Annotated in this window: 23 protein-coding genes and 2 pseudogenes; 12 read left to right on the top strand and 13 right to left on the bottom strand. The window is 69.2% G+C overall.

Features of this window, described 5'->3' with window-relative positions; all coding sequences use genetic code 11:
- The first annotated feature begins 221 nt into the window (after positions 1-221).
- The 3 genes from ACIHCQ_RS34730 to ACIHCQ_RS34720 are packed head-to-tail and all read left to right on the top strand — an operon-like array spanning position 222 to position 2,375.
- A complete protein-coding gene (locus ACIHCQ_RS34730; protein ID WP_399671705.1) occupies positions 222-638 on the top strand; it encodes a Rid family hydrolase in 417 nt (138 codons plus the stop codon).
- On the top strand, positions 628-1,362 hold the full coding sequence (locus ACIHCQ_RS34725; protein ID WP_399671702.1) for a transcriptional regulator: 735 nt from the start codon (positions 628-630) through the stop codon (positions 1,360-1,362). The genes ACIHCQ_RS34730 and ACIHCQ_RS34725 overlap by 11 nt, the downstream gene beginning before the upstream one ends.
- A complete protein-coding gene (locus tag ACIHCQ_RS34720) occupies positions 1,359-2,375 on the top strand; it encodes a threonine/serine dehydratase (RefSeq protein ID WP_399671699.1) in 1,017 nt (338 codons plus the stop codon). Before ACIHCQ_RS34725 ends, ACIHCQ_RS34720 begins: the two co-directional genes overlap by 4 nt.
- On the opposite strand, the pseudogene ACIHCQ_RS34715 reads toward ACIHCQ_RS34720, so the two are convergent.
- A pseudogene (locus ACIHCQ_RS34715) lies at positions 2,364-2,681 on the bottom strand (amidase family protein); the annotation flags it as partial. The gene ACIHCQ_RS34720 and the pseudogene ACIHCQ_RS34715 sit on opposite strands and share 12 nt — an antisense overlap.
- A 194-nt stretch (positions 2,682-2,875) precedes the next feature.
- Here ACIHCQ_RS34715 and ACIHCQ_RS34710 point away from each other — a divergent pair.
- Positions 2,876-3,178 (top strand): hypothetical protein, encoded by a 303-nt coding sequence (locus ACIHCQ_RS34710; RefSeq protein WP_399671696.1) that lies wholly within the window; start codon positions 2,876-2,878, stop codon positions 3,176-3,178.
- 133 nt (positions 3,179-3,311) lie between these two features.
- Here the strand turns inward: ACIHCQ_RS34710 and ACIHCQ_RS34705 are convergent, their stop codons facing one another.
- The 3 genes from ACIHCQ_RS34705 to ACIHCQ_RS34695 form a co-directional block, all read right to left on the bottom strand.
- Positions 3,312-3,788: an SAM-dependent methyltransferase gene (locus ACIHCQ_RS34705; protein ID WP_399671693.1), complete on the bottom strand. Its 477-nt coding sequence runs from the start codon at positions 3,786-3,788 to the stop codon at positions 3,312-3,314.
- 384 nt (positions 3,789-4,172) lie between these two features.
- Positions 4,173-5,384, bottom strand: coding sequence for a glycoside hydrolase family 1 protein (locus ACIHCQ_RS34700; protein ID WP_399671690.1), 1,212 nt, complete (start codon positions 5,382-5,384; stop codon positions 4,173-4,175).
- Positions 5,385-5,413: 29 nt separating this feature from the next.
- Positions 5,414-6,763: a mucin-1 gene (locus tag ACIHCQ_RS34695; RefSeq protein WP_399671687.1), complete on the bottom strand. Its 1,350-nt coding sequence runs from the start codon at positions 6,761-6,763 to the stop codon at positions 5,414-5,416.
- A gap of 180 nt (positions 6,764-6,943) precedes the next feature.
- Between ACIHCQ_RS34695 and ACIHCQ_RS34690 the strand changes: the two genes are divergently transcribed.
- The 4 genes from ACIHCQ_RS34690 to ACIHCQ_RS34675 all read left to right on the top strand — a co-directional run bounded on the left by ACIHCQ_RS34690 (position 6,944) and on the right by ACIHCQ_RS34675 (position 11,312).
- A complete protein-coding gene (locus tag ACIHCQ_RS34690) occupies positions 6,944-7,963 on the top strand; it encodes a LacI family DNA-binding transcriptional regulator (protein ID WP_399671685.1) in 1,020 nt (339 codons plus the stop codon).
- Between the two features lie 78 nt (positions 7,964-8,041).
- Positions 8,042-9,385 (top strand): ABC transporter substrate-binding protein, encoded by a 1,344-nt coding sequence (locus ACIHCQ_RS34685; RefSeq protein WP_399671682.1) that lies wholly within the window; start codon positions 8,042-8,044, stop codon positions 9,383-9,385.
- 61 nt (positions 9,386-9,446) lie between these two features.
- Positions 9,447-10,466, top strand: a complete 1,020-nt coding sequence (locus ACIHCQ_RS34680; protein WP_399671679.1) for a carbohydrate ABC transporter permease — start codon at positions 9,447-9,449, stop codon at positions 10,464-10,466.
- Between the two features lie 3 nt (positions 10,467-10,469).
- On the top strand, positions 10,470-11,312 hold the full coding sequence (locus ACIHCQ_RS34675; protein WP_399671676.1) for a carbohydrate ABC transporter permease: 843 nt from the start codon (positions 10,470-10,472) through the stop codon (positions 11,310-11,312).
- A gap of 239 nt (positions 11,313-11,551) precedes the next feature.
- Here the strand turns inward: ACIHCQ_RS34675 and ACIHCQ_RS34670 are convergent, their stop codons facing one another.
- The 5 genes from ACIHCQ_RS34670 to ACIHCQ_RS34650 all read right to left on the bottom strand — a co-directional run bounded on the left by ACIHCQ_RS34670 (position 11,552) and on the right by ACIHCQ_RS34650 (position 15,440).
- Positions 11,552-12,706 (bottom strand): oxygenase MpaB family protein, encoded by a 1,155-nt coding sequence (locus ACIHCQ_RS34670; protein WP_399671673.1) that lies wholly within the window; start codon positions 12,704-12,706, stop codon positions 11,552-11,554.
- Positions 12,707-12,947: 241 nt separating this feature from the next.
- On the bottom strand, positions 12,948-13,343 hold the full coding sequence (locus tag ACIHCQ_RS34665) for a hypothetical protein (protein ID WP_399671670.1): 396 nt from the start codon (positions 13,341-13,343) through the stop codon (positions 12,948-12,950).
- 544 nt (positions 13,344-13,887) lie between these two features.
- Complete coding sequence (locus ACIHCQ_RS34660) at positions 13,888-14,370, bottom strand: FAD-dependent oxidoreductase (RefSeq protein WP_399671667.1); 483 nt, start codon at positions 14,368-14,370, stop codon at positions 13,888-13,890.
- Positions 14,371-14,723: 353 nt separating this feature from the next.
- Positions 14,724-15,134 (bottom strand): hypothetical protein, encoded by a 411-nt coding sequence (locus ACIHCQ_RS34655; RefSeq protein ID WP_399671664.1) that lies wholly within the window; start codon positions 15,132-15,134, stop codon positions 14,724-14,726.
- 162 nt (positions 15,135-15,296) lie between these two features.
- The gene (locus ACIHCQ_RS34650; protein WP_399671661.1) at positions 15,297-15,440 is read right to left on the bottom strand and encodes a hypothetical protein; all 144 of its coding nucleotides are present in this window, start codon (positions 15,438-15,440) and stop codon (positions 15,297-15,299) included.
- A gap of 133 nt (positions 15,441-15,573) precedes the next feature.
- Here ACIHCQ_RS34650 and ACIHCQ_RS34645 point away from each other — a divergent pair, with 133 nt between their 5' ends.
- Both ACIHCQ_RS34645 and ACIHCQ_RS34640 read left to right on the top strand, forming a co-directional pair.
- Entirely contained in the window at positions 15,574-15,765 is a 192-nt protein-coding gene (locus tag ACIHCQ_RS34645) for a hypothetical protein (RefSeq protein WP_399671658.1), read from the top strand.
- 181 nt (positions 15,766-15,946) lie between these two features.
- Complete coding sequence (locus ACIHCQ_RS34640; RefSeq protein WP_399671655.1) at positions 15,947-16,543, top strand: sensor histidine kinase; 597 nt, start codon at positions 15,947-15,949, stop codon at positions 16,541-16,543.
- On the opposite strand, the gene ACIHCQ_RS34635 is transcribed toward ACIHCQ_RS34640, so the two are convergent.
- From ACIHCQ_RS34635 to ACIHCQ_RS34625, 3 genes are read right to left on the bottom strand one after another with little or no spacing between them, the layout of a single operon-like run.
- A complete protein-coding gene (locus ACIHCQ_RS34635; protein ID WP_399671652.1) occupies positions 16,540-16,941 on the bottom strand; it encodes a DUF6009 family protein in 402 nt (133 codons plus the stop codon). The genes ACIHCQ_RS34640 and ACIHCQ_RS34635 overlap by 4 nt on opposite strands.
- Complete coding sequence (locus ACIHCQ_RS34630) at positions 16,938-18,404, bottom strand: phage/plasmid primase, P4 family (RefSeq protein WP_399671994.1); 1,467 nt, start codon at positions 18,402-18,404, stop codon at positions 16,938-16,940. Before ACIHCQ_RS34630 ends, ACIHCQ_RS34635 begins: the two co-directional genes overlap by 4 nt.
- 47 nt (positions 18,405-18,451) lie before the next feature.
- Positions 18,452-19,561: a bifunctional DNA primase/polymerase gene (locus ACIHCQ_RS34625; protein WP_399671649.1), complete on the bottom strand. Its 1,110-nt coding sequence runs from the start codon at positions 19,559-19,561 to the stop codon at positions 18,452-18,454.
- Between the two features lie 1,243 nt (positions 19,562-20,804).
- Between ACIHCQ_RS34625 and ACIHCQ_RS34620 the strand changes: the two genes are divergently transcribed.
- On the top strand, positions 20,805-20,984 hold the full coding sequence (locus tag ACIHCQ_RS34620; RefSeq protein ID WP_399671646.1) for a hypothetical protein: 180 nt from the start codon (positions 20,805-20,807) through the stop codon (positions 20,982-20,984).
- Between the two features lie 393 nt (positions 20,985-21,377).
- Here ACIHCQ_RS34620 and ACIHCQ_RS34615 read toward each other — a convergent pair.
- Positions 21,378-22,645, bottom strand: a pseudogene (locus tag ACIHCQ_RS34615) (IS701 family transposase).
- 191 nt (positions 22,646-22,836) lie between these two features.
- On the opposite strand from ACIHCQ_RS34615, the gene ACIHCQ_RS34610 reads away from it, so the two are divergent.
- Positions 22,837-23,292 (top strand): DUF5946 family protein, encoded by a 456-nt coding sequence (locus ACIHCQ_RS34610; RefSeq protein WP_399671643.1) that lies wholly within the window; start codon positions 22,837-22,839, stop codon positions 23,290-23,292.
- Positions 23,293-23,544: the final 252 nt, after the last annotated feature.

Below are 23,544 nucleotides of genomic sequence, written 5' to 3'. Positions count from 1 at the left end.
GGAGCGCTTGCGCCGTGAAGCGCGTCCGACGCGCCGTCTGCGGGCGCTGCCCGTACGGCTGTTGGATGCCACCGCCGCGTACGCCGAGACGATCGGGGCGTTACCGCGCGGTTCACCTTCGGGCGGGGTTTGGAATTTTAGTCCAGGGTGCTGTAATTCTAGTCCAGAGTGAATGGTGGGCCGAGGTCGTGAGCGGCCCGCGGCACCCGTTGGGAGGACAGATGACGGATGTACGGCCGGATGCCGGCCCTGCGACAGTGGAGCAGCTGGACGAGCACCCCTATTCGGTGGCCTTTCGCAGTGGTGACCTGGTGGCGGTGTCCGGGCGCCTGGGGGTGAGCGAGCCCGGCGTGCTGGTGGAGGGCGGGTTCGAGGCCGAGTGCGCGCAGGCGTTCGCCAACCTCGACGAGGCACTGCGGTCAGCGGGCGCGGCCCGCGGCGACGTGGTCAAGGTCGTGGCCTATCTGACCGACATCGCCGACCGTCCGCGGCTCAACGCCGCGTACGAGAGCTTCTTCTCCGGTCCCCGCCCCGCGCGCAGCTGTGTGGGGGCGGCGGCGCTGCCCTATGGCGGCTGCGTCGAGATCGAGGCGCTCGCCCGCGTACGGACTCCGGCGGGAGCACCCGGTGCCCGCTGAGGAGAAGGCTGAGGAGAAAAAGGGCGCGATCGAGGAGCAGGACGCGATCATCGCCGCGCTCACGCCCGTGGTGGACGGCATCGTCGCGACCCTGGGCTCTTTCTGCGAGGTGCTCGTCCACGATTTCCGCCGGCCGGAGAGTTCCGTCGTCGCCATCGCCGGTTCGGTGACCGGGCGCACGGTGGGCGGGTCGATGAGCGAGATCGGCATGGGTCTCCTGGCCAGGGGCGACGAGGCCGCCGACGAGCTGAACTACCTCACCCGCACCCGATCCGGGAAGCTGGTCAAGTCGTCCACCATGCTCCTGCGCGACTCCGAGGGCACCGTCTTCGGAGCGCTGTGCGTCAACCTCGACATCACCGCCGTGAACCAGGCACACACCCTGATCGGCGAACTCGCCGGTATGGCCACTGCCGCCGCGCTTCCGACGACCACCTTCGGCAACGACATCGACTCCGTGGTGGACGCGATCGTGGACACCCACCAGCTGCGGCAGAACAAACCATGGTCCGAACTCAGCCGCGCCGAACGCCTGGAGCTGTTCCGCAGCCTGGACGATCGCGGAGTGTTCGCCGTGCGCGGCGCCGCCCAGCAGGTGGCGGACCGGCTCGGCATCTCCCGGGCCTCCGCCTACAGCTACCTCGCCAAGACCAGGTCCACCGGCCAGAACAACCAGGCCGACCAGGGCAACCATGCCGACGACCAGGATGGAGCACACGCATGACCGGACCCGAGGCCAAGACCGCCACCGAGGCCGAGGCGGAGGCGGAGGCCGAGATCCCGCAGGTCACTCTGGCGGACATCCGCGACGCCGCCGCCCGCATCGAGGGCGTCGCGCACCGCACACCCGTGCTGCGCTCGCGCACCCTGGACGACCTCGTCGGCGCGGAGGTCCTCGTCAAGTGCGAGAACCTCCAGCGCGTCGGCGCCTTCAAGTTCCGCGGCGCGTACAACGCCGCGTCGCGCCTGTCCCCGGAGCAGTTGGCCAAGGGGATCGCCGCCTACTCCTCGGGCAACCATGCCCAGGCCGTCGCCCTGGCCGCGCGGGAGCTGGGCACCACCGCCGTGATTCTCATGCCCGAGGACACACCGCGCTCCAAGGTGGAGGCGACCCTCGGCTACGGCGCGGAGGTCGTGACCTACGACCGCTACACCGGCGACCGGGTCGCCATCGGCGAGAAGCTGGCCGCCGACCGGGGCCTGGCGCTCATACCGCCCTACGAGCATCCGCACATCATCGCCGGGCAGGGCACCGCCGCCCTGGAACTGATCGAGAAGGCCGGCGAACTCGACGCCCTGGTGGTGCCCGTCGGCGGCGGCGGTCTGATCGCCGGCAGCGCCACCGCCGCGAAGGCGCTGCTGCCCGGCATCCGCGTGATCGGCGTCGAGCCGGAGGGCGGGGACGACACGAAGCGGTCGCTGGAAGCGGGCCGGCGGGTCTCCGTGCCGGTGCCCCGCACCATCGCCGACGGACAGGCGGCCGACATCCCCGGCGAACTCACCTTCTCCATCAACCGGCGGCTGGTGGACGAGATCGCCCTGGTCACCGACGACGAGATCCGTGACGCCATGCGGATGGCCTTCGAACGCATGAAGACCGTCCTCGAACCCAGCGGAGCCACCTCGCTGGCGGCTCTTCTGTCCGGCCGGATCAGCCCCGTACCCGCGCGGATCGGCGTCATCCTCTCCGGCGGCAACATCAGCACCGAACGCTTCGCGCAGATCCTCGGGCACTGACGCGCCCGTCCCGTCGCCCCAGGTCACGGTGGACTGGCCGGCCTTCACAGCGGTGAGCGGCACGGTCGGCGCGGCGATCAGGTCGACCGTGTCCAGCATGCGCAGCCAGGCCTGCCGCATGAGCGTGCGAGCGCGCTGGGCGCGCAAGTAGTCCCCGGCGGTCATGAGCTCGCCCGCCTCCAGCAGGACGCGGACATCGGCGGCGTACAGCTCGGGCACCGTCCGCAGCGTTCGCTCGTGGTAGGCGGTCGCCTCGGGCACCGTCAGCCCCCACTGGGTCGCCTGGATGTAGCGCGTCATCGGGATACGGGCCAGCACCGAGTCCACCAGCTCGACCGGTGTTAACCCTGTCCCGGTGTGTGAAGAGTCAGCATCACGGGCGCTATGCCTTTCCCGATAGTCGGTGGCCCGAATGCCGCGCCCGGACTGCGACCGCGGCTCGGCCGGGCTAGCGTGGCTCCGGTCCCATTGAGTGCTGCTCAGGCGGGAGGAGTAACGGCATGTACATGCTTCGCGAGGTCTACCAGGCCGAGCGCGGAAAGGCGCCGGAGATCGTGGCGGCGTTCAAGACGCTCTCAGGCGTGTTGGAGAACGCTGGCTGCACGAACCGGCGGATCTACGTCGATTACACGGGCCCCATGGACACCGTCTTTGCCCAGTGGGAGTTCGATAGCCTCGACCAGTACTTCACCCTGGAGCGGGAGTTTTACAAGAACCCGGACGCGGAAGCCCAGGCTCTGATCGACGCCTTCAACAGCAATGCGAAATCCGGCTACAAGGAGATCTACGAGATCATCCAGTAGTGCTATGTGCTCAGTGAGTGAGTGTTTTACACCGGTCAGCGGCTCCGTCCCGCCGTCTGCCGAGGCGTCGCATCCGATCCGCTCGGACGGTCCGTATCCGGTACTGCGGCTGCGCAGGACTGGGTCCCGCGGCTCAGTTCTGCGGCTCGTTCCAGTAGTCCGCGAGCATCTCGCCCGGCCAGCTCGGCTCGCGCACTTCCCCGCGCGGCCCCATCTCCTTGAAGTACGGGGCGAGGTCGTAGACGGGGCTGCCGTCGATCGCATCCAGGTCCGTGACGTACAGGTCCAGGCCCTCGACCTTCAGCAGCCGTGGGAAGGACTGCGCGAGCTGATTGGGGCGGCGGTGGTTGCGGTGGACGAACGTTCCGGTGGCCGGCCACTGGGGGTTGTTGCGAGGGCTGCGGGCATGCAGGGCAACGTCATCCGGTGAAGCCTTGTGGAAGTGCCAGACGACGAGCAGGTGGGAGAACTCCTCCAGGCCCTGGACGGCCTCGACGGGGAAGTCCGGATTCAGGCGGATGATCGCCGTGCCGCTCCAGTGGTCGTCGGTGGCCTCGGTGCGGCCGCCGACCACGGTGCCGATGGGCTTGATCTCCAGCGAGTTCGTCATGCGCTTCCCTTCAACCCTGCGTCGTGACGCGGTCAAACTACTCGGGCGTGGTAAGCCGCCGCACGCGCGTCGGGCTCAGCGACGACGGGCGTCCCACGGCGCGGCCTGATCGCCTCCGTCTCGCCCCTCGGTGTCCCCACGCGGGTGGCCGGCGACAGCTTCGCGTACCGCACGGCACGCCGCACCGTGACCCCGACCAGTACCAACTCGGCGTCGACCTTGCCGCCCGTTTCACCGAATCCGCGCCACGCTGCCCGGCGATGTCCCGCCTGCCAACTGCCCCGGCCGAGGCGGTCGCAGACCGCGTGGCTTGCGGTTCCCGGTTGGTTCAGCGGTCACGCTTGATCGGACTCACCCTCCAGTTCGTCCAGTTCATCCAGTTCGTCAGGAAGTGGCTCGCGGTAGCACCCCGGTGCGGGCGAGTCCGCCGAGCCAGGCCGCGGACGGCCTGGGGGTGCGTTCGAAGGTGTCGGCGTCGACGGCTATGAGGCCGAAGGTGGGCTTGTAGGAGCCCCATTCGTAGTTGTCGAGGGCGCTCCAGTGAAGGTAGCCGTGTACGTCGAGGCCGTCCTCCAGGGCGGCGGAGACTTCCTGGAGTGCTCCGGTGGTGTAGTCGATGCGGCGGGTGTCGTCGTCGGTGGCGATGCCGTTCTCGGTGACGATCAGTGGTACGTCGCCGACGATCTCGGCGGTGTGGCGCAGTGCGTATCCGATGGCCTGTGGGTAGTACTCCCAGCCGGTGAGGGTACGTTCGGTGTCGTCGGGGGCGGGGACGGGGCCGTCGGTGGTGATCCTGGTACGGGTGTAGGACTGGACGCCGATCCAGTCGTCGTCGCGGGCGGCTTCGATGAAGACGTCTTCGCGGGGGTGGCTGTAGGCGGCGGTGGCGGCTTCCGCGCCGGGCAGGGCCTGGTAGACCTGGTTGGCGATGGACCAGCCGACCTGGATGTCGGCGGAGATCGCCTTGACGGCGGCCGTGGCGCGGTGGTGGGCCTGGATCAGGGCGTCGGTGGTGGCCTTGTCCGGCAGCGGGAGCCCAGCCGTAGGCGGTGCCTCGGTGCCCAGTTCGCGGACGGCGCCGGCGACCGCGATCATGTTGGGTTCGTTGATGGTGCACACGTGCCGTACGCCGGTGCCGATGATGGGCGCGGTCGCCCGCACGTACCGCTCAAACAGGTCCACCGCCCCGTCCGCGGTCCAGCCGCCGCGTTCGGCGAACCAGCGCGGCACGGTGAAGTGGTGCAGGGTGACCATGGGGCGCAGGCCACGTTCGATGGCGCCGTCGACCATGCGCCGGTAGTGGCGGATCTCGGCCTTGGAGAAGTGACCCTGAGCGGGCTCGATGCGGGCCCATTCGATGCTGAAGCGGTAATCGGTGAAGCCGAGTCCGGCGAGCAGGTCCATGTCCTCGCGCCACCGGTGGTAGCTGTCGGCCGCGTCGAGGCTGGGTTCGGCGATGGAGCCGCCGCTGTGTTCCATCTGCCACCAGTCGCTGTTGACGTTGTTGCCCTCGATCTGGTGGGCGGCGGTGGAGGCGCCCCACAGGAAGCCGTCGGGGAAGCGGAGACCGTCGGCGGTGACGTTCACGGCAGGCATGACTGGGCCTTTCCGGAGGGGAGTTCGGGTCAGCGCGGTGACGGGCCGGGCCAGATGGCCGAGGCGTCGTCGCGGTGAGGGTCGGGCAGCCGGACCGGGCGGACGGGAATGGCGCGTTCGCGTCCTTCGGTGACGGCCGTCCACGGGGCGGGGTGGCCGGAGTAGCACAGGGTGGTCAGGGCGAAGACGCCGTCGGCGTAGACCTCAACGTATTCGCCGATGGTGAGGATGCGCAGGGTGGCGGCGGGTTCGGTCAGGACGGTCTCGCCGAGCCGGGTGCCGTCGGGGCCGGTGGCCCAGAGGTTCTTGCCGTCGCAGCCGACAGCGAGGGCGGAGCGGTCGCTGTCCGGGCCGTCGGTGCGCAGGGTGATCTCGACACGGCCGGTTATGCCGATGTCGCCGACCGCGTGCAGCGTGGGGCAGTCCGTTTCCTCGCCGAGCCAGGCGTTCAGGGCGGGCCACCATTCCAGGCGGGGGGCCGAATCACCCTCCACCACAAGCGATTTCGGCTGGGCGAGCATGCCGCGGCAGCGGTCACCGGTGTCGGTGAGGCCGGCGCGGCGGGGCGTGGTGTGCAGCACGACGCGGGAGCCGTCGGGCGCGGCGATGACGCGCGGGGCGTAGGTGCCGGTCGGCCCGAGAGGACCGCGGCGGGTCCAGGGCCCGCGCAGGCGGGGCGCGGTCCATGCCTCGAAGCCGCGGGTGGCGCCGATGGAGCCGAGCAGCAGCCAGCTGCCGTCGTCGAGTCGTTCCAGGACCGGGCACTCCAGTTCGTCGACGTCGCCGGGTGAGATGAGCGGCGGGTGGACGGTCCAGTGCTCCAGGTCGTCGGAGGTGGCCAGGGCGACACAGCCGCTGACCTCCACCGGGAGGGAGGCGTCGCTCGCGCAGACGGCCATGACCCAGCCGTCCGACTCGTCGTCACGTACGACGAAGGGGTCGCGCCAGGCCATGCGTTCGCCGGTGCGGTACCAGCGCGAGTCCGCCTCGGCCACCGGCCCGGTGCCGTGGCGGCGCCAGCCCGTGCCGTCCGTGCGGTCCGAGTACGCCAGTCCGACCGACTGGACCGGCGAGCCGCCCGGTGTGAGACCGGAGACGCCCGTGTAGAACATCGCCATTCCGTCGCCGTGCCGGAGCGGGTGCATGGTCCACACCGCCTGCTCGTCGAAGCGGCCGGGCAGGCCGTTGCCGAAGGCGGTGCCCTGCGGCTGCCACCGCACCAGGTCGGTGGAGGTCGCCCGGCCGTAGGAGGTCTCCATCCGCAGATGGTCGAACTCCGGTGTCCAGGGCCCCTGCAGATGCAGCACCGCATACGTGCCGTCCTCGTCGCGCAGGAGAGCGAAGTCGTTCACGCAGAGGCCGGGCGGGGCGTATCGCATGCACAGTTCCTGTCGCTCCACAGCGCCCAAACGTGTGCGCTGACGCCTGATAACAAAAAGATCTCTCGAGTACCGGCCCAAGTAAAACTGAACGCAAACGCTTGCGCAACAACGAGGGCGGGTTTACGGTCACGTCACTCACAGATCACACCGACGTGAAATCAACGGGAGGAATGCGCCGTGACGGCCAGCATCACCGACGTCGCCCGTGCCGCCGGAGTCTCCGCTTCCACCGTGTCCCGCGCACTGCGCGGACGGTCCGGGGTGTCGGAGGAGGTGCGGGCACAGATCACGGCCGTCGCCGCCCAGCTGGGCTACACCGCCTCACGTTCCGCGTCGAGCCTGGCCAGCGGGCGCACGTTCACCATCGGGGTCCTGGTCCCGTACGTGGGCCGCTGGTTCTTCGGCACCGTGCTGGACGCCGCCGAGCGTGTTTTCAGCGCCGCCGGGTACGACGTGCTGCTGTACAACCTGGGTTCGCCGGAGACACGCAAGCGTTTCTTCACCAAACTGCCGGTCCGCAAGCGGGTGGACGCGGTGCTGTCGCTGCTCATCCCTGACGAAGAGGAGGCCGCCGCACTGCGCTCGCTGGGAGTGCCGCTGGCCACCACGGTCGGCGGCGCCCGGCCCGGCTTCACCGTGGTCGGCATCGACGACCGGGCCGGAACGGAGAGCGCCGTACGGCATCTGGTCAACCTCGGCCACCGCCGCATCGGCATGATCAGCGGAACCAGCGGGCCGCTGCACTGGACCACCCCCATCGAGCGCCGCCGGGCATATCTCGACGTCCTGACCGACGCCGGGATCGAGCACGATGCGGCCCTGGAAGCGGACGGCGACTACACCGTCGAGGGCGGCGAGCGGGCCATGACCGAGCTGCTCGCCGCCTCCCGCCCGCCGACGGCCGTGTTCGCGCAGTCCGACGAGATGGCGATGGGCGCGCTGCGCGCCCTGCGGCGTCACCGGCTGGGGGTGCCGGACGACGTGTCCGTCGTCGGCTTCGACGACCACGAACTCGCCGACGTGGTCGGCCTGACCACCGTCGCCCAGCCGGTCGCCGACCAGGGCGCCGAGGCCGCCCGGCTGCTGCTGCGGCAACTGGACGAACCCGACGCCGAACTACCGGGGCATGTGCAGATGCCCATCCGCCTCGTCCTGCGCGAGACCACCGCCCCGCCGCGTCCGCGCGGCCCGCAGTAGCTCCCTGAGCCCCACACCCCCACGCCCGGTAAGCACCCCCCTCACTTCGAACCCTCGCCACAGCACGGAGGCACAGCCATGAGCTCGACCAACAGAAAGTACCGCCGCACCGCCCGTACGGGTCTGGCCCTCGCCCTGCCCCTGGCGGCGCTGGCCGCCTGCGGCGGGGGCGGCGGTACCGATGCCTCCGCCGAGGCCGGAAGCGGCAAAGGCACCATCAGTGTCTGGGCCCACCAAGGACAGAAGAACGAAGCCAGTGCGCTGCAGAACGCGGTGAAGTCCTTCAACTCCTCGCAGAGCGAGATCAAGGTCGACCTGAAGCTGATCCCCGAAGCCGACTACACCAAGACCATCACCGCCACCGACGCCTCCAAGCTGCCGGACGTGATGGAGTTCGACGGCCCGACCATGGCGAACTTCGTCTACAACAAGAAGCTCGCCCCGATCGACACGTATGTCTCCGCCAAGACCATGGACAACGCCGCCCCGGCCAACAAGGCGCAGGGCGAGATCGACGGCAAGCACTACGGCCTGGGCATGTTCGACTCCGGGCTCGGGATCTACGGCAACAAGAAGCTGCTCGACGCGGCCGGGGTGACGTATCCGAAGGGCCTGTCCGACGGCTGGACGGCCACGCAGTTCACCGCCGCGCTGGGGGCGCTGAAGGCCAAGGACTCCGACGGCAAGACCCTCGACCTCCAGGAGACCGGCGGCTACGCCAACGAGTGGGGCACCTATGGCTTCGCGCCCGTCGTCTGGTCCGCCGGCGGTTCCCTCCTCAAGGACGGCAAGGCGGAAGGCGCCCTCGACACCCCGGCCGTGGTCTCGGCCATGAAGACCCTCCAGTCCTGGAAGACGTACGTCGACCCCAACACCGACGGCAACGCCTTCGCCAAGGGCCGCGTCGCCCTGAGCTGGGTCGGCCACTGGATGTACCCCGCCTACAGCGAGGCCCTCGGCGACGACCTCGTCGTACTGCCGCTGCCCGACTTCGGCAACGGCCCCAAGACCGGCCAGGGCTCCTGGGCCTGGGGCATCGGCGCCGACACCAAGAACGCCAAGGCCGCGGGCACGTTCCTCGACTCCCTCCTGAACGACACCAACGTCACCGCCATGACGACGGCCAACGGGGCGGTGCCCGCCACCAAGACCGCGCTCGCCAAGAGCGAGCTCTACAAGCAGGGCGGCCCGCTTCAGCTCTTCGCCGACCAGCTCGCCAAGCCCTGCGGCGACAAGGACATCACCAAGTCCTGCGTCGCCGTCACCCGCCCGGTGACCGCCGGCTACCCCGTGGTCACCTCTAAGTTCAGCGAGGCCCTGAGCTCCATCTACGGCGGCGCCGCCCCGAAGAGCGCTCTGGAAAAGGCCGCCCGCGCCATCGACCAGGACTTCTCCGACAACGCCGGCTACCAGATCCCGTAGGACCCATCGGCCCGGGCGGGCGCGGCTGCCGCGCCCGCCCCGCCGGGAACAGGACCCTCCCGTGAAATCCGTGGAACCCGCGCACGCCGCGCCGCCCGGCCCCGGCCCCGGCCCGGAGGAGGCCCCATCCATGACACCCGTGAAGCCCGCGCGGTCGACGCGATCAGCACCCCCGGGCCGCAGGAACCGCGACTGGCTGCACGGACTGCTCATGTCCGCCCCGGCCGTCGTCGGACTCATCGTCTTCGTCGGCGTGCCCTTCGGCTACGCCGTGGTGCTCTCCTTCTACAACGTCCGCCTCGGCTCCCCGCTGGAGCCCACCTTCTTCGGCCTGGAGCAGTACCGAAGGCTGTTCACCGACCCGGACCTGTCCGGCCCGTTCCTGCGGGCCCTGCTGAACAACCTGACCTTCGCCGTGGTCGTCGTACCCGTACAGTCGGCCCTCGCCCTCGGGCTGGCGATCCTGCTCAACCGCAAGCTCAAGGCCATCGGCCTGTTCCGGTCCCTCTTCTTCATGCCGGTCGTCTTCCCCATGGCGCTGGTCGCCGTGATCTGGCGCCTCATCCTCGCCCGCAGCGACCAGGGCATGCTCAACTCCGCGCTCGACGCGGTGAGCTTCGGCAACTGGGGCGCCTTCGACTGGCTCGGCGACTCCGCCACCGCGATGGGCTCGATCATCGTGCTGTCCATCTGGCAGGGCGTCGGCTTCCAGATGGTCATCCTCCTGGCCGGCCTCCAGCAGATCCCGGGTGAGCTCTACGAGGCCGCCGAACTCGACCGCGCCACCCGCTGGCAGCAGTTCCGGCACATCACCCTGCCCGGCATCCGCGGCACCCTCGTCTTCGTCGCGATGCTCACCTCGGTGCTCTCCTTCCGGGTCTTCGACCAGGTCTACGTCCTCGTCCGCGGCGGCGGCCTCGACGAGGACGCCACGCGCACCGTGATGTACCAGGCAGTCACCACCGCCTTCGACCAGAACAACGTCGGCCAGGCGTCCGCGATCACCGTCGTCTTCTTCGTGATCGTTGTCGTCCTGACGCTCATCCAGCGCCGCGTCGTCCGGCCCGGAAACGAGGACTGACCCATGGGCACGACCCGTACGCCCCTGCGCCGCTTCATGGACTACGCCGTACTCAGCGTGCTGGCCTTCATCTTCGTACTGCCTGTGATCTACCTGTTCCTGGGCAGCCTCAAGCCGTCCGACGAGGTCCTGAACGGCCTGTCCGGTTTCCTCCCCACCCACCTATCCTTCGACAACTACTCCGCCGTCCTGAGCAGCCTCAACTCCGACAGCACCGGCTACTTCTGGCGCTTCATGGGCGTCTCGCTGCTGCTGGCGTTCGTGGTGGTGACGGGGGGCCTGTTCGTCAACTCGATGGCCGCGTACGGGCTGTCCCGGCTGAAGTGGCGCGGGCGGGAAGCTGTCTTCACGCTCGTCCTGCTGCTGATGCTGGTCCCGTTCGAGTCGGTGGCCGTGCCGCTCTTCTACATGTTCAACGACCAGCGCAACACCCTCTACATCCTGGCACTCCCGTTCATCGCCAACGCCTTCTCGGTCTACCAGTTCCACACCTTCTTCCGCTCGATCCCGCCGAGCATCGAGGAAGCGGCCCGGATCGACGGCGCCGGCCCCTGGCGCACCTTCTTCGCGATCATTGTCCCGATGAGCAAGCCGGCCTTCGCCTCCGTGGCGATCCTGACCTTCCTCATCCAGTGGGGCTCGTTCCTGTGGCCGGTGCTGATGGTCTCCGACCCGTCGGTCCGCCCGCTGCCGCTGGAGATGAGCGTCTTCCAGGGCCAACAGCCCCCTGACTGGGGCCAGATCCTCGCCTTCGGCGTCCTCCTGGTCCTGCCGGTCCTGGTGGTCTTCGCCTTCTTCCAGCGCTGGTTCGTCCAAGGTGTCGCAAGCTCCGCCGTCAAGGGCTGAGCACCGCTGCCTGGGCCGGAGGTGACCGCGGAGCTGGACGACGCCGACCGGACCGCGCTCGCCCGGCTGCGCGCTGCGCGCGGCCCGGGACACGTACGCGTCCGCGGCGGGCCCGGACTGCCCGTGGCCGCCGCGGTGCAGGGGGCCCGTCACCGACGGCGGGTCGCCGCCGGCCTGAGCGACGAGCGGGCCCTGGTCGCGGTGGCCGCGGCGTGGGTGCCACCGCCACCGCGTTCTACTCAGCGGTTGTCGTTGAGTTCCTGGTGCATCTGGGGCTGGTCGTCGTTGCCTTGTTCGATTGCGTGCTGTTCGATCTTGTTGAATGCCTCGGAGGCGGTACCGAGGAGTTCCTTGTACGGGTTGACCCCGACGGCCTCCTTGGCGCCGCCGCCGAGGAGTCCCCCGCCGATGCCGCTGGCGATCTTGTGGACTTCTGAAGCCGGCTTGGCGATGAGGTCAGCGGGGCCCTCCGGGACACCGGCCATGTTGGCGTACTTGTCGGTGAGGCCCACTCGGGTCAGGGCGATGTACGCGTCACTGGCCCCGGGCCCCAGCAGCTCCCGGTAGAACTTGATGGCCTGCTTGGTCATAAAGACGCCGTCGTCGGTCTTCTTCCACTCCTTGTCGCGCTCCTGGTTCCACAGCTCCTCCACTTCGCCGGCGTTCTTGGGCAGCAGCCACTTCTCCGGCGTGCCGAGGTAGTGGTTGACGTAGTGCCAGGCGCACATGAAGCCATCCGCGTCATCGCGCGAGACGTTGATGCCGAGGTTCTTCATCGCCTGCAGGATCTGTGTGCTGAAGACGCAGGCAGCGCCGGTGGTGTACTTCTGGGAGACCGGCTCGCCCCATTTGGCGTAGTCCCACTCGCCGCTCTTCTTGTGCAACTGCCGCACGGAGGCGTGGACCATGCGCACCTTGGTCACGGTCGCGGCCAGGGTGCGGTCCCGCAGGGCGTTGTCGTCGCCCATGCGGATGAACAGCCGAGAGGACTGCGACAGCCGTCGGCCCGGGCCATCCACACCGCCCAGACGACCGGTGGAGCGCAGGGTGAAAGCTCCGGTGGGAGAAAGGTAGGTGCCGATAAGGCCCACGGTGCCCTGGAGCATGGACGCTTCCCCGTGGTGGTGCTTGAAGAAGCCCTCCGCGGCCTTCACGTCCGCGTCGCTCCAGCCCGGCGGCGGGGCCTCCGCCTCCCTCAGGAACTCAGCGAGGCGCTCGGGCAGCTGCGAGAGGTCCTGGCCGGGGCCCAGCTTGTTGGTGGTGCGGAACAGGGCGTTGACCCCGTCGATCTCCTGGTTGTCGATCAGATCGGACACCAGCTTGTCGGCAGGCGGGTCACCGACCTTGCTCGCGGCCTCCAACTCGGCCGCGACGGATTCTTTCGTCAATGCCACAGCAGAACTCCGTTCCTCATTGACCAGGCTGATGAGGCCACCGAACCTGGCCCCAGACAGGGGCGGCGGCAGATCCGCCGCGGACCGTCTCCCGCACAGCAGGCACAGCATGGGCCTGCGGCTCAGAATCGATCATCGCTCGTGATCTTGCCCCAGCCGGTGCGAACAGGCGATGCACCTTTCGGGGCGTACGGAGGTGCACCCGCGCACTGAGGGGGCGCCCGCCGCTTCACTCCCCGCCTCACTCCTCGTCGCGCACCGCGGCGAGCAGCTCCCCCCGGCTCGGACCCGGCTCGCTGTAGCGGGGCGCCCCGGCCCCCAGCCGCATGACCCGCTCCACCAGGCCGCTCTTCACGACGGCCTCCTCGGCGGAAGCGAGCAGGCAACCGACGTCTCCCCAGGCGCGCAAAATGTCGGGGTCCTCCACGAGGAGGGCTTCCACCGTCGCGCGCAGCGCCCAGACCGGACCCTGCGTCTCATAGCGCTCGCCGCGTATCTCGGCGTCGATCTCGGCGACGCGGTGCCGGTTCCAGTCGGTGTCGTCCTGCCACGCGGGCCCGAACTCCGCGTCGATCTCGCGGTCGACGCTCACGGCGAGTTCGACGGCGTCGTCCGTGCCGAGCAGGCGCCCGCACATCACGCAGCCGTGCCGCGTGGCGCAGACCGTTCGTCATGCCCGCGCCGAACTGCGGGTTGGTGGTCATCCGCGCGTCGCCGATCGCCACAATCCCCGTGACAACCGGCTGCCCTTCGGCGACCAGGCGACGCCGGGTGTTGTGGGTGCCGCCCATCACGCGTACTCCGGTCAGCGGGACGCCTGCGTTCCAGTGGGCGGTGTGGGGGTACAGGGCGAGCACGCGGTTCCACACGTCCGGGCGGCTCAGCGAGCGGAGCTCCTGATCGCGGTCGGAGGTGACGAGCGTGGTCGACCAGGTGTCGCCGTCTCCGGGGGCGGTGCTGATGAAGATGCTGTTGTGGTGGGACAGCGGCCAGGACCCCGGGGCCGGAATGCCCCGCTCGTCGGCGCGGAAGTAGCGCGTGTAGTAGCGGAATCCGGCTTCCTCGCGCAGTACTTCGGGCGCGCCGCCGACCTGCTCGAGGAAGCCGGGGATCTCGGTCCGCCGGCCGGAGGCGTCGACGACGAGGTCGGCCTCGACGCGCACCCCGAAATCGGTCATCACTCAGGCGATGTGCGGGCGCCCGGACGTACGGGCCTCGCCGACGAGCAGGGACTTCACCGTGACGCCGCTCAGCACGCGTACTCCGGGCGTCTGTGCCGCGGTGGCGAACAGCGCGGCCTCCAGAACCGGTCGCCGGGCCGTGACGGTCTCGAAGCGCTCGTCGCCCTCCTGTCGCGGGCCGGCGCTGCCCACATTCCAGGCGCCGCAGATCATGTTGTACGTCACGCCGCCGGCCTCGCGGATACGGTCGACGGCGCCCGGCAGTTCCCTGTCGAGCAGGTGGAAGCCGCCCGGCATGAGGATGTGCGCATGGCCGAACTGCTTGAAGCCGGGGCGGCGCCAGTCGCCGCCGGTGGCTGCCTCCACCGTGCGTACGGCGGCGGGGTCCCGGTCGAGGACGGTGGCGCGATGCCCGTCCGCGGCGAGCAGCATCGCGGCGGTGAGGCCGACCGGTCCGGCTCCGATGATCAGTACGTGGGCCATGGGGCACTCCTTGTGTCAAGGAATATGCCTCACCTTCGGTCGGATGACTGCTCACCTTCCAGGCCGGTTTCCTGCTCACTTGCCGCGGCCGGGGCTCACCGGGGGCTCAAATCGCAGCGGCCGGGGCTCACGAGACGCCGGCGGCCATGCCCACCACGACCGCGCCCGCGAACGACCGGCGGCCGGCCCTGGTAGGCGGCGTAGCCGAGGACGGCCAGGCAGCCGAGCAGGGTCCCCGCCACTGCGCCCAGGGTGGACAGGGCGACACCCGCGAGTCCCAGGAACAGGGCCGAGAAGGTGTTCTCGGTGGCCTGACGTGGATCACCGTGGGGTGGCCGTCGAAGCGGAGCCCGTCACGGGCCGCCTCCCAGCCGACCAGCACCGAACGGTCGATGTCGGCCACCAGTGTCACCGGGTCCACGATCCTGATCACCGATCTGCGGGACCACCGTCGGGAGTTTCTCGGTGGCTGCGTCGAGGAACTTCCCCGAGCCCACGGTGCCGTTGACCGCCTCCAGTACGTTCCGCTTGGCGGCCGGCACGGTGACGCCGCTGTAGTCGCTCGCGTCGATACGGTCGGAGCGGTGGACGACGGCGTGGGTGTTGGCGACGGGTGCGATGCGGCCGACCATGTCCACCGACTTCTCGGGCAGGAGCACCGGCGGTTCGGCGCCCGGAGTCGGCACGGCCTGCAGCGCGTTGGTGCCCAGCGCCGCGAGCTCCTCCATCAGGGCCTTCTGGCTGAAGGCAGGAATCCCCGTCACGACGATCATGGTGGCGATGCCGAGCAGCCCGAGGCCCAACAGATCGTAGTGCCAGCCGTACGGGCTTCGTACGCGCGTCGAACTGGTCTCCCCCGCCCGCCTCTGCGGCCCCGTTACGGGCCCGGCGGCGGCTTCCCCTGCCTCCGCGAGTGGGTGCTTGGGTCATACGTCGTCGCTCCGCGTCGGCGTGTCGACCAGCGTGTCGATCACGATCCGGCCGTCGAGGATCTCTACTCGTCGGGGCAATTGTGCGGCGATGTCCCGGTCATGGGTGATGATCGCGATGGTGGTCAGGACAGACAGCAAGCGGCGGCGGTCATGCGTCGCCGTAAGGGGCTGTGGCTCCCCCGGGCGCCGCTGCGCAAAAGCCTGCCGGCCCGGCTGATGACCACCTCGGTGCTGGTCGCGGTGCTCCATCGGCGCCACCGCCTGGCTGGCAGTGCAGTCCACCACCCAGGCGATCCAGCAGGAACGCAGCCAGGTCCTGACCGACGACGCGAGCGTCTGCAACCAGCTGGTGGAGTACGCGGCCGGCCACCGCGACTGGGAGGCGGTGGGCCCGCTCGTGCGCGGCCTGGCGGAGCTGACCGGGCGCCGTACCGTCCTGACCTCCAAGACCCACCGTCCGTAGCGGATTCGGCCGCCCCTGCCACTCCCCCGCCGCCGACGGTCTCCGCGGTCATCGACCCGCTGGGCACGTACGCGGGGCTGCTGCCCCCCCCGGCGAGCGCTCCTCGCTGCGCCGGCTGGCGGACAGGCGGATCGACTGCCTGCACGGCCTGGGATCAACGCTCAACGCATCGACACCCCGAATGGGGTACCTCGCGGTGGCGTTCAACGAGATGTCCGAGCGCCGTGAGCGCCTGGAGAAGCAGCGCAAGTTCATGGTCAGCGACCTCGCCCATGAACTGCGCACCCCGCTCGCCAATATCCGCAGCTGGCTGGAGGCCGCCGAGGACGGCATCACCACACCGAACCCGGCGCTGGTCTCCTCGCTCCTGGAGGAGGCCCTGCTGCTCCAGCACATCATCGACGACCTCCAGGACCTGGCGGCGGCCGACGCCGGCAAGCTGACCATCCATCCCGCGGTCGTACGCCTCGACAGCATCCTGCACCACGTCGCTGCCGCCCACCGGGCGGCAGCGGACACCGCGGGGGTCCGGCTGACCGTCGGCGGCGAGGACTCCATCCAGCTCAGGGCCGACCCCGTACTCCTGCGCCAGGTCGTCGGCAACCTTCTGTCCAACGCGGTCCGCCACACCGGGCGCGGCGGAAGCGTCCGTCTCCAGTCGTACGTGGCCGGCGCGGGGGGCAGCAGCCTCGGACTGTCCATCGTCCTCCAGCTCGCCCACGCCCACGGCTACCGTCTTCGCCCTGCGGCTGCCACTCCTGGAAGGCCAGAGGGCTAGAGCGGCAGCGTTATTCCGAGCTCCTGCATCGCGGCCGAGGGGGGCCCGCCCTCGGACCGTTCGGTCTTGCGTCCCTTGCTGCCGGCCGTGATGGTGCGGGGGTCGACGGCTTCCGCGGGGGCTCCCGTGGCGTACAGACCATCAGGAACGGCGTCGCGGTCGTGGGGCAGCAGCCAGAAGACCCGGCGGCGGAACGTCCCGGACGCGCGGGACGACTTGGCGTGCGGCCCGAGGACGGCGTAGCCCACCATGCGTCCGTCGCGGTAGTAGGGCGGTTTGCCGCCGCGGGTGGACAGACGGTCGAGGCTCTGGCGTACGTAGTCGAGCTGCTCGATGTCCTCGAGCCAGACGAGTGAGGTCTCGTGCTTGATCTCGTCGTCGCTGATCAGGGCACTCATGCCATCTCCTCATCGGCGAGCAGTCCAATACCAGGGTAATACTTCCTCGAATTCGACAGGATCATCTCTTTCGGGGAGGCCAATCCGGCCAGTTCTCGAGCGCGGGTGGCGAACGCGCGGCTGGAGGCCGGTGGCGCTCCCTCCGACTGACACCACCTCTTGTACGCGCTGTACAAGCCTGCTTGTTCGGTGCGGTAGTCGGGGTGGAGGACGCAGGCCTCGTCGAAGAAACGGCCGGTGTGGTCCTCGGTCTCGGCGTAGGCCGTGGTGGCGATGCGGACCTTGTCGGGACCTGTGAGGTCCTTGTCGCCGCCGAGGTAGCGGCGGGCACCGTCGATGAGCCAGTTGAGAATGCCGGGGCCTTCTTCCGCGACCAGGATGTCCGCGAGATTGTCGATTTTACGGTCGTCGGAGACGGTCCGCTCGAAGGGGATGAGCCGCATCCGGCGCCAGAAGGCGAAGCCGCCGGTGCCGACCTCGGGGCGGTGGTTGCCGAGCAGCCAGAGCTTGTGGGTCGGCGCGAAGCTGAAGAAGTCCTGGCGCATGCGCCGGGCTTTGATCCTGTCGCCACCGGTGAGAAGTTTGACGCGGGCCTCGTCGAACTTGTCACCGGGCTTGACCTCGGAACAGACGATGACCCGCCGGCCGTGGAGCTCGGCGAGGTCGGTGGGGTGGCCCTCGTAGGGGCGTGCCATGAGGAAGCCTGGCGGGGCGGCGTCCGCGTAGTCGCCGAGGAGTTTCATCAGGACGTCCAGCAGGACCGACTTTCCGTTCTTGCCGGCGCCGAAAAGGAAGGGCATGACCTGGGCGCCCACGTCACCGGTGACCGAGTAGCCGAGCATCAGCTGGAGGAAGCCGATCATCTGCGACCCGTCGGCGTCCTCACCGAAGGTGTCGGTGAGAAAGCGCGTCCACCGCGGGGTCTCCATCGCGGTCGGCCCGGTGCTGGTGGAGCGCGAGTGGAAGTCCTTGTTCGGATCCGGTGTACGGATCAGACCCGTGCGCAGGTCGACGATGCCTGAAGGGGTGCACAGGACGTAGGGGTCGGCGTCGAGCAGGGCGGCGTTGAGGACCATACCGGGAGCGGATTTGGCCTGGGCGAGCATGGCGTTGATGCCGGAGGTGGACAGGGCGCGGCGGCGGTGCTTCTTCAGGGCGTCCGTCGCGTGGTGGCCCCGCGGGTCCGTGGCGGCGATGTGTTCGCCGAGGTCGCCCGCTGCCCACAGGACGGTGTCGTCCTCGTCCATCTGCCAGCGGGTGGTGTCCCAGCGGTACCAGCCAAGGCCTGGAACGTGGCGGAAGTCCGAGGCGTAGATGCGGACGAAGAGTTTGGCGTTGCCTCGGTCCGTGAGCGTGTCGGGGAGCAGGCCGTGCGCGGTCGCGGGGCCTTCGGTCTCGGACTTCTTGGAGGTCTGGGCGGGCAGCGGGGGCGCGACGGTTCTGGCGATGATCTGCTGTGCCATGGCCTGAGGGTCGAAGTCGAAGAGGAAATTACCGCCGGGCGGGGTGGTCACGGGCGGCTCCCTGAGTGCAGGGGGCGGCGCGCGCCGGCGGTCATGCCGCTTCGGATGATCTGAGCGTTGTGGCGTTCCCGGCCGGGGCGGGCGAGTTCCGCGTTTTCGAGGAGGAGGCGTTCGGCGTCCTCCTCGGTCAGGTGACCGCCGGCGACCAGGCCGCCGGCGGTGTAAGCGGCCCGGTTGAGTTTCTCCGAGAACCCGGCGCCTTCGGGAATGGCCGCGCAGGCGGTGACTTCCGCCAGAACGGAGGCCAGGGCCCGGGTGGCGTACTGCTGTCCGCCTCCGGCGGCGAGGACTGCCTGCCGGGCCCTGGGGGGGACCGGTCGCGGCGCGGGAATGTGTGCGGCGGGCAGGTGGCCGGTCCGCTCGAGTTCGTGGCCGAGCCAGGCAGGCAGGGGGGCGGGCGCGCGGGCGTCGCCGACGGGCGTGTACGTGCCCGCTGTGGTCCTGGTGCCGGGGGCGATGATGTAGCCGCCCTCCGCGCGGATGTCGACCTGCCAGGCCAGCGCACGGCTGCTCCCACTGCCGGTGGAGCACTGCCAGCGGCGGCCGTCGGTGGCCCGGTACCAGATGTGCAGGCCTCCGGACGGGGTCCTGACGCGCAGGGTGCCGGCGTCGAGGGTGGGGTCGGGATGGCCGCGGAGGGCGGCAAGGACGGCCAGGGTGTGGAAGCCGGTGGTCATCGCGGAGACGTCGATGTCCGGGGCGATGTCGATGCCCGGGAGGAGCCTGTCGTGCGCGGGCGGCTGGGTGGCGTGTGCGTCGACATCAAGGATCACCAGGCCTGCGGGGCCGCAGGCGATGCCCACCCCGAACTGCGGGCGCGTACCCCACCACTGGTTGATGCGTGAGGTGTCCAGAGTGGCGGCATGGAAGCCGTGGCACCAGCGGCCTGCCGCGCGGCAGCCACAGGTCGCCCGGTCGTGGTGGGGCTGGCGGCAGGCTTCGCAGTTGGCTGCGGGAGTTTTCCTGCCGGGAGCGAGCGGGTGTACGGGCCAGCCGCGGCTGGCGCACCAGCGGGCAATGGACAGCGGAGCAGCGACTGAGCCGGTGGCCTGGCCGGTAGCTGAGTCGCTGGCAGGAACCCGCAGGTCAGCAGACATGTGCCTCCCCCATCAGCGACTCAAGCGACTCAATGATGGAGACAGCCTAGCGAAAAGTCTCCGGCTCTGCGATCAGCCTGTCATCCGACGGCCTCTCGTGTTGCCGCTCATGGCGGCCAGCGACTCAGCGACTGAGGGCAGCGACTGAGCGACTCTTGGTCGCTCTCTGAGTCGCTGGGAAAAACCACAGGTCAGAGGTGGTGGAGACCTGTAAACAGCGACTGAAGCGACTCAGCGACTGTATATATAACGCGCACACGCACAAAGCTGTGGAGCTGATATATAGGGGTCTTGAGTCGCTTCAGTCGCTAATCGTCTGTCACGAGGGCTTTGACCTGCGGTTTTTCCCAGCGACTCTTCAGTCGCTGGGTCGCTGCGCTTCAGTCGCTGATGCTTCGCGGTGAGGATCGGAGCAGCGACTCAGCGACTCAGGACGCGGTACCGACTGCCCCTCACGCATCCCAGGAGGTCCGAAGATCAGTCCCAGAATGACCCATACGAGCGAACCTCGTTGCAAGGTTGACAGCGTGGCGATCACTTCTTCATACGCATTTATGCCTTTACGCCCCGAAACTCACTGCCGGCTCGATCATCAGGTAGACCCCGCCGAGGAGTGCTGTCGCCCCGCGGCGATGTACTGATCGCTACGAGAAAAGTCGCTGCGCGGTTCACCGGCCCAACCGCGCGGAAAACTAGGGCATACGCTCAGCTGCCGGGCTATCGCCGCCGCGAGGGTGTGGGATGGGTCGCTGAGCACACCGGCAACAGCGGCACCGATCTTGTCGATGCTCCGCACCACGGCCGCGGCCCCACTGCAGCCGCGCGCTCGCGACACCATCGGTACGGCAGCAAGGTGCGGCCGCCTTACAGGCTGTCGGCATCCGCGATGGGACCGAGACAACGACAGCGTTGACCTGGTGGGACGCCAAAGACTTCACGATACTGGCGAAACTCCCGGGATCGCCGATGGCCGTGCCCAGTCTGACCAACCCCCGGACGGGACCCTCGCTACGGCTCGCGAGCCGTAGCGAGGGCCGGGAGACGTCGTCGCTGTCGTGCGGTTCGGTACGGATGGTGATGCGGTCGGCCGGCGGGCTCCAGGCGTCACTGCTGGAGGCAGTCGGGCCCACGGGTCGATACAGGCAAGACTCTGCGACGGCTCGAAGCCCCGTGCGGCAAAGCCGCGCCTCACGGCCTGGCCCAGGGCTCTGGCCCACCGGTCATCGAGAGCGATCCCGATCCCGTGGAAGACCCAGGGGACGGCGAGCACAGCAGCGACAAGTGGGCCCAGGTAGTCGACCGTCGCGGCGACGATGAGATCGGGGCCGAATCCGGCCAGCGCGGCCAGCGCCTCGTCTGCGCCCAGATCGACACGGACTCCACCGAAGAATTCGGCCGCTGCCGCGAGGTCATGCCGTCGTAGGCGCCCGCGCCGTTTTGGCGGGTGGGGCCCTGCGAGGACGGCCTTTACAGTCGGTGCTGCGCGCAGCACCGACGCGGGCGCAACCACCTCGGCCATCGATGCGTGAGTCAGGAATGCCGTCTCATGGCCGGCGTGCCGAGCAGCCTTCTCCAGGGGCAGCGGGGCCGGGCAGCGCCGAGAGCGGACAGGGCAAGCGGGTGCGCTCGGCCTGTCCGAGCGGCAGGCAGGCTCTGACCTCCAAGGCGCCCGGTGGTGCTCGTTGGAAGCGGCTTGGGAAGTCGGCCGTCCGCGCACGGCTGGGACGAGGACCAGTGCTGGACCGGACTCGACCTCACACCTTCCTAACCTCCGCCGCCCATGAGGTCTCTAGTACTCCAGCCGTAGATGTGATCTTCATGGCTGAAGGGCGGCTTGACGGCGGTAATGGCTGCGGCGTGCGCGGGCTTGGTGACGTCGGCGCCAGGTGGACCAGCGCCATCTGTGGGCAAGGTCGTGGACAGGCCGAACGAGCAGGGCGGTGAACAGACGCTGGATCTCGTTGCAGGTGAGCGGGATCAGCCCGTTCGGGCTGGTTCCGTCGTCGGCCGGCGCCTGGTCGTGGCGTTCAAGCGCGGCGGCCACCGCGAGGAAGGCGTGAGCGAGCAGGGCCAGGGTGACCCAGCGGTGCCAGGAGTCCCAGCGTCGGACCTGGTGCTCGTCCAGTCCGGCCAGGGTCTTCGAGCTCTGGAACGCTCCTCCACGGTCCAGCGGCTTCCCGCGACCTTGACAAGGGCGGATAGCGGATAGGGGTACCGGCTGGGGCGAGTAGCAGCGGTAGTAGGCAAGTTCACCGGTCCGGCGGTTTCGGCGGAGCAGCGGGTGCTGATGGCTGGCCAATCCAGATCCGCCGATGGCGATCTGCGCCAAGTCGTACCAGCGGTGGCCCTTCGCAACCATTCCAGCAGGACAGCTTCTGCCAGGCCCGCTTTGGGGATCTTCCTAGCCATGTGGTCCGCGCACTGGGGTCCGGCCGGGGTAGGGACGCGGTGGGTGCTGGAGACCGCGAGCACGTAGCCGAGCTGCCGCTTCTCCAGGGCGGTGCGCAGGTGCGGGTTGTCGCCGTAGACCTCGTCGCCGGCCACCCCCCGCAGCCGGGACTCCAGCGTCCAGGGCGCGTTCGATCATCTGCCGGGCGAGCTGCGGCTTGGTCGCGAAGCCGACGTCGTCGGGGACGGGGGCCTGTCGGCAGCGTTCCAGGTCGCTGGTCCAGGACTTGGGCAGGTCCAGGGCGCGGTCGATGGCGGCGTGTCCGCGCTGGGAGGTGTAGGTGACATAGACGGCGGCCTGGGCGTTCTCGATCCGCCGGCGGCACCGGTGTACTGGCGCTGGACGCCGACGGTGTGGGTGCCCTTCTTCAATTCGCCGGTCTCGTCGACCACCAGCACCGCCTGGTCGTCAGCCAGGTGCTCCAGCACGAACGCGCGCAGGTCGTCCCGGACGAGGTCGGCGTCCCATTTGGCCCGGCCGAGCAGGTGCTGCAACCCGTCCGGACTGGTGTCCCCGGTGTGCTCGGCGATCGTCCAGCAGTTCTTGCGCGGCAGATCCGCCAGCAACCCGAGTACCAACTGCCGTGCACGAAGTCGGGGCTCAAGTCGCGTGAAGCGACCCGCGATCCGACCCATCAAGCCCTCGAACATCGCCTGCCGACGGGCAGGCAATACGCTATGACCCGCAGCCACCGCTTCATCGTCAGTCCACACACCTCACGATGATCACGGTGGCCGCAACTGTCTGGCTACCGGGTTCCACCAGCAGGATCACCTCTACGGCTCGAGTACTGGCTACGCTGCCCTTCGAGGATCAAGGAGAAGGCATGGAACCTTGCGCGGAGTGCGGTGCGCCGATGGACCCGCGATCCTGTGACGAGCTGTTCCACGACTTGCTCGCGTTGGACCATTCACGGCAGGCACCGTGGGGGCCGCTGCACGGCGTCTCAGTCTCTTGCTTTCTCCTCCAACACCCCAGTCGGCGTCCCGCCGACGGCGGCGCGATGGCTTTGGCGCTCCTGCGCGCATACCTCGAAGGCGGCCTCGGCGAAGTGAACCAGCTCGTCGGTCAGGCTCGTCGTGGAAACTCCCATCGCGTGAAGGACGGGCCTTCACGCGTCGTCCGGAACGCGGCGCTGCCGCACCGGGGCGCGCCACGATCCCGTTTCTCCATCACGATCGAAGACGTCGCCGTCGACGGGACGTTCCCCTCCTCGCAGTTCACCGAACGCGTCAAAGCTTGGGCCGCCGCGACGGTCGACGTGTGGAGCCGCGGCACGTGATCGAAAAAACCGTGGGCCCGCTGAAGAGGGGCCCACGGCATTCCTAGCTCGCTCGGCCTGTCCACGACTGCGCGCAGACGACGCTGGTCCGCCTGGCGCCGACGTCACCAAGCCCACACGCCACAGCCATAGCCATGAAGATCACATCTACGGCTGGAGTACTAGGGCGTGTTGCGAAAGTAGCGCCGTCCGCCCGAAGGGCGGGGCCTGCGGCGTCCGGTGCGTGCAATCGCAAGGCGGAGGATCATCCTC

It is taken from the genome of Streptomyces sp. NPDC052236, from assembly GCF_044548015.1.
Lineage (GTDB): Bacteria > Actinomycetota > Actinomycetes > Streptomycetales > Streptomycetaceae > Streptomyces.
The sequence above is the reverse complement of the archived record's forward strand: the minus strand, read 5'-3'. Positions and strand labels throughout refer to the sequence as shown.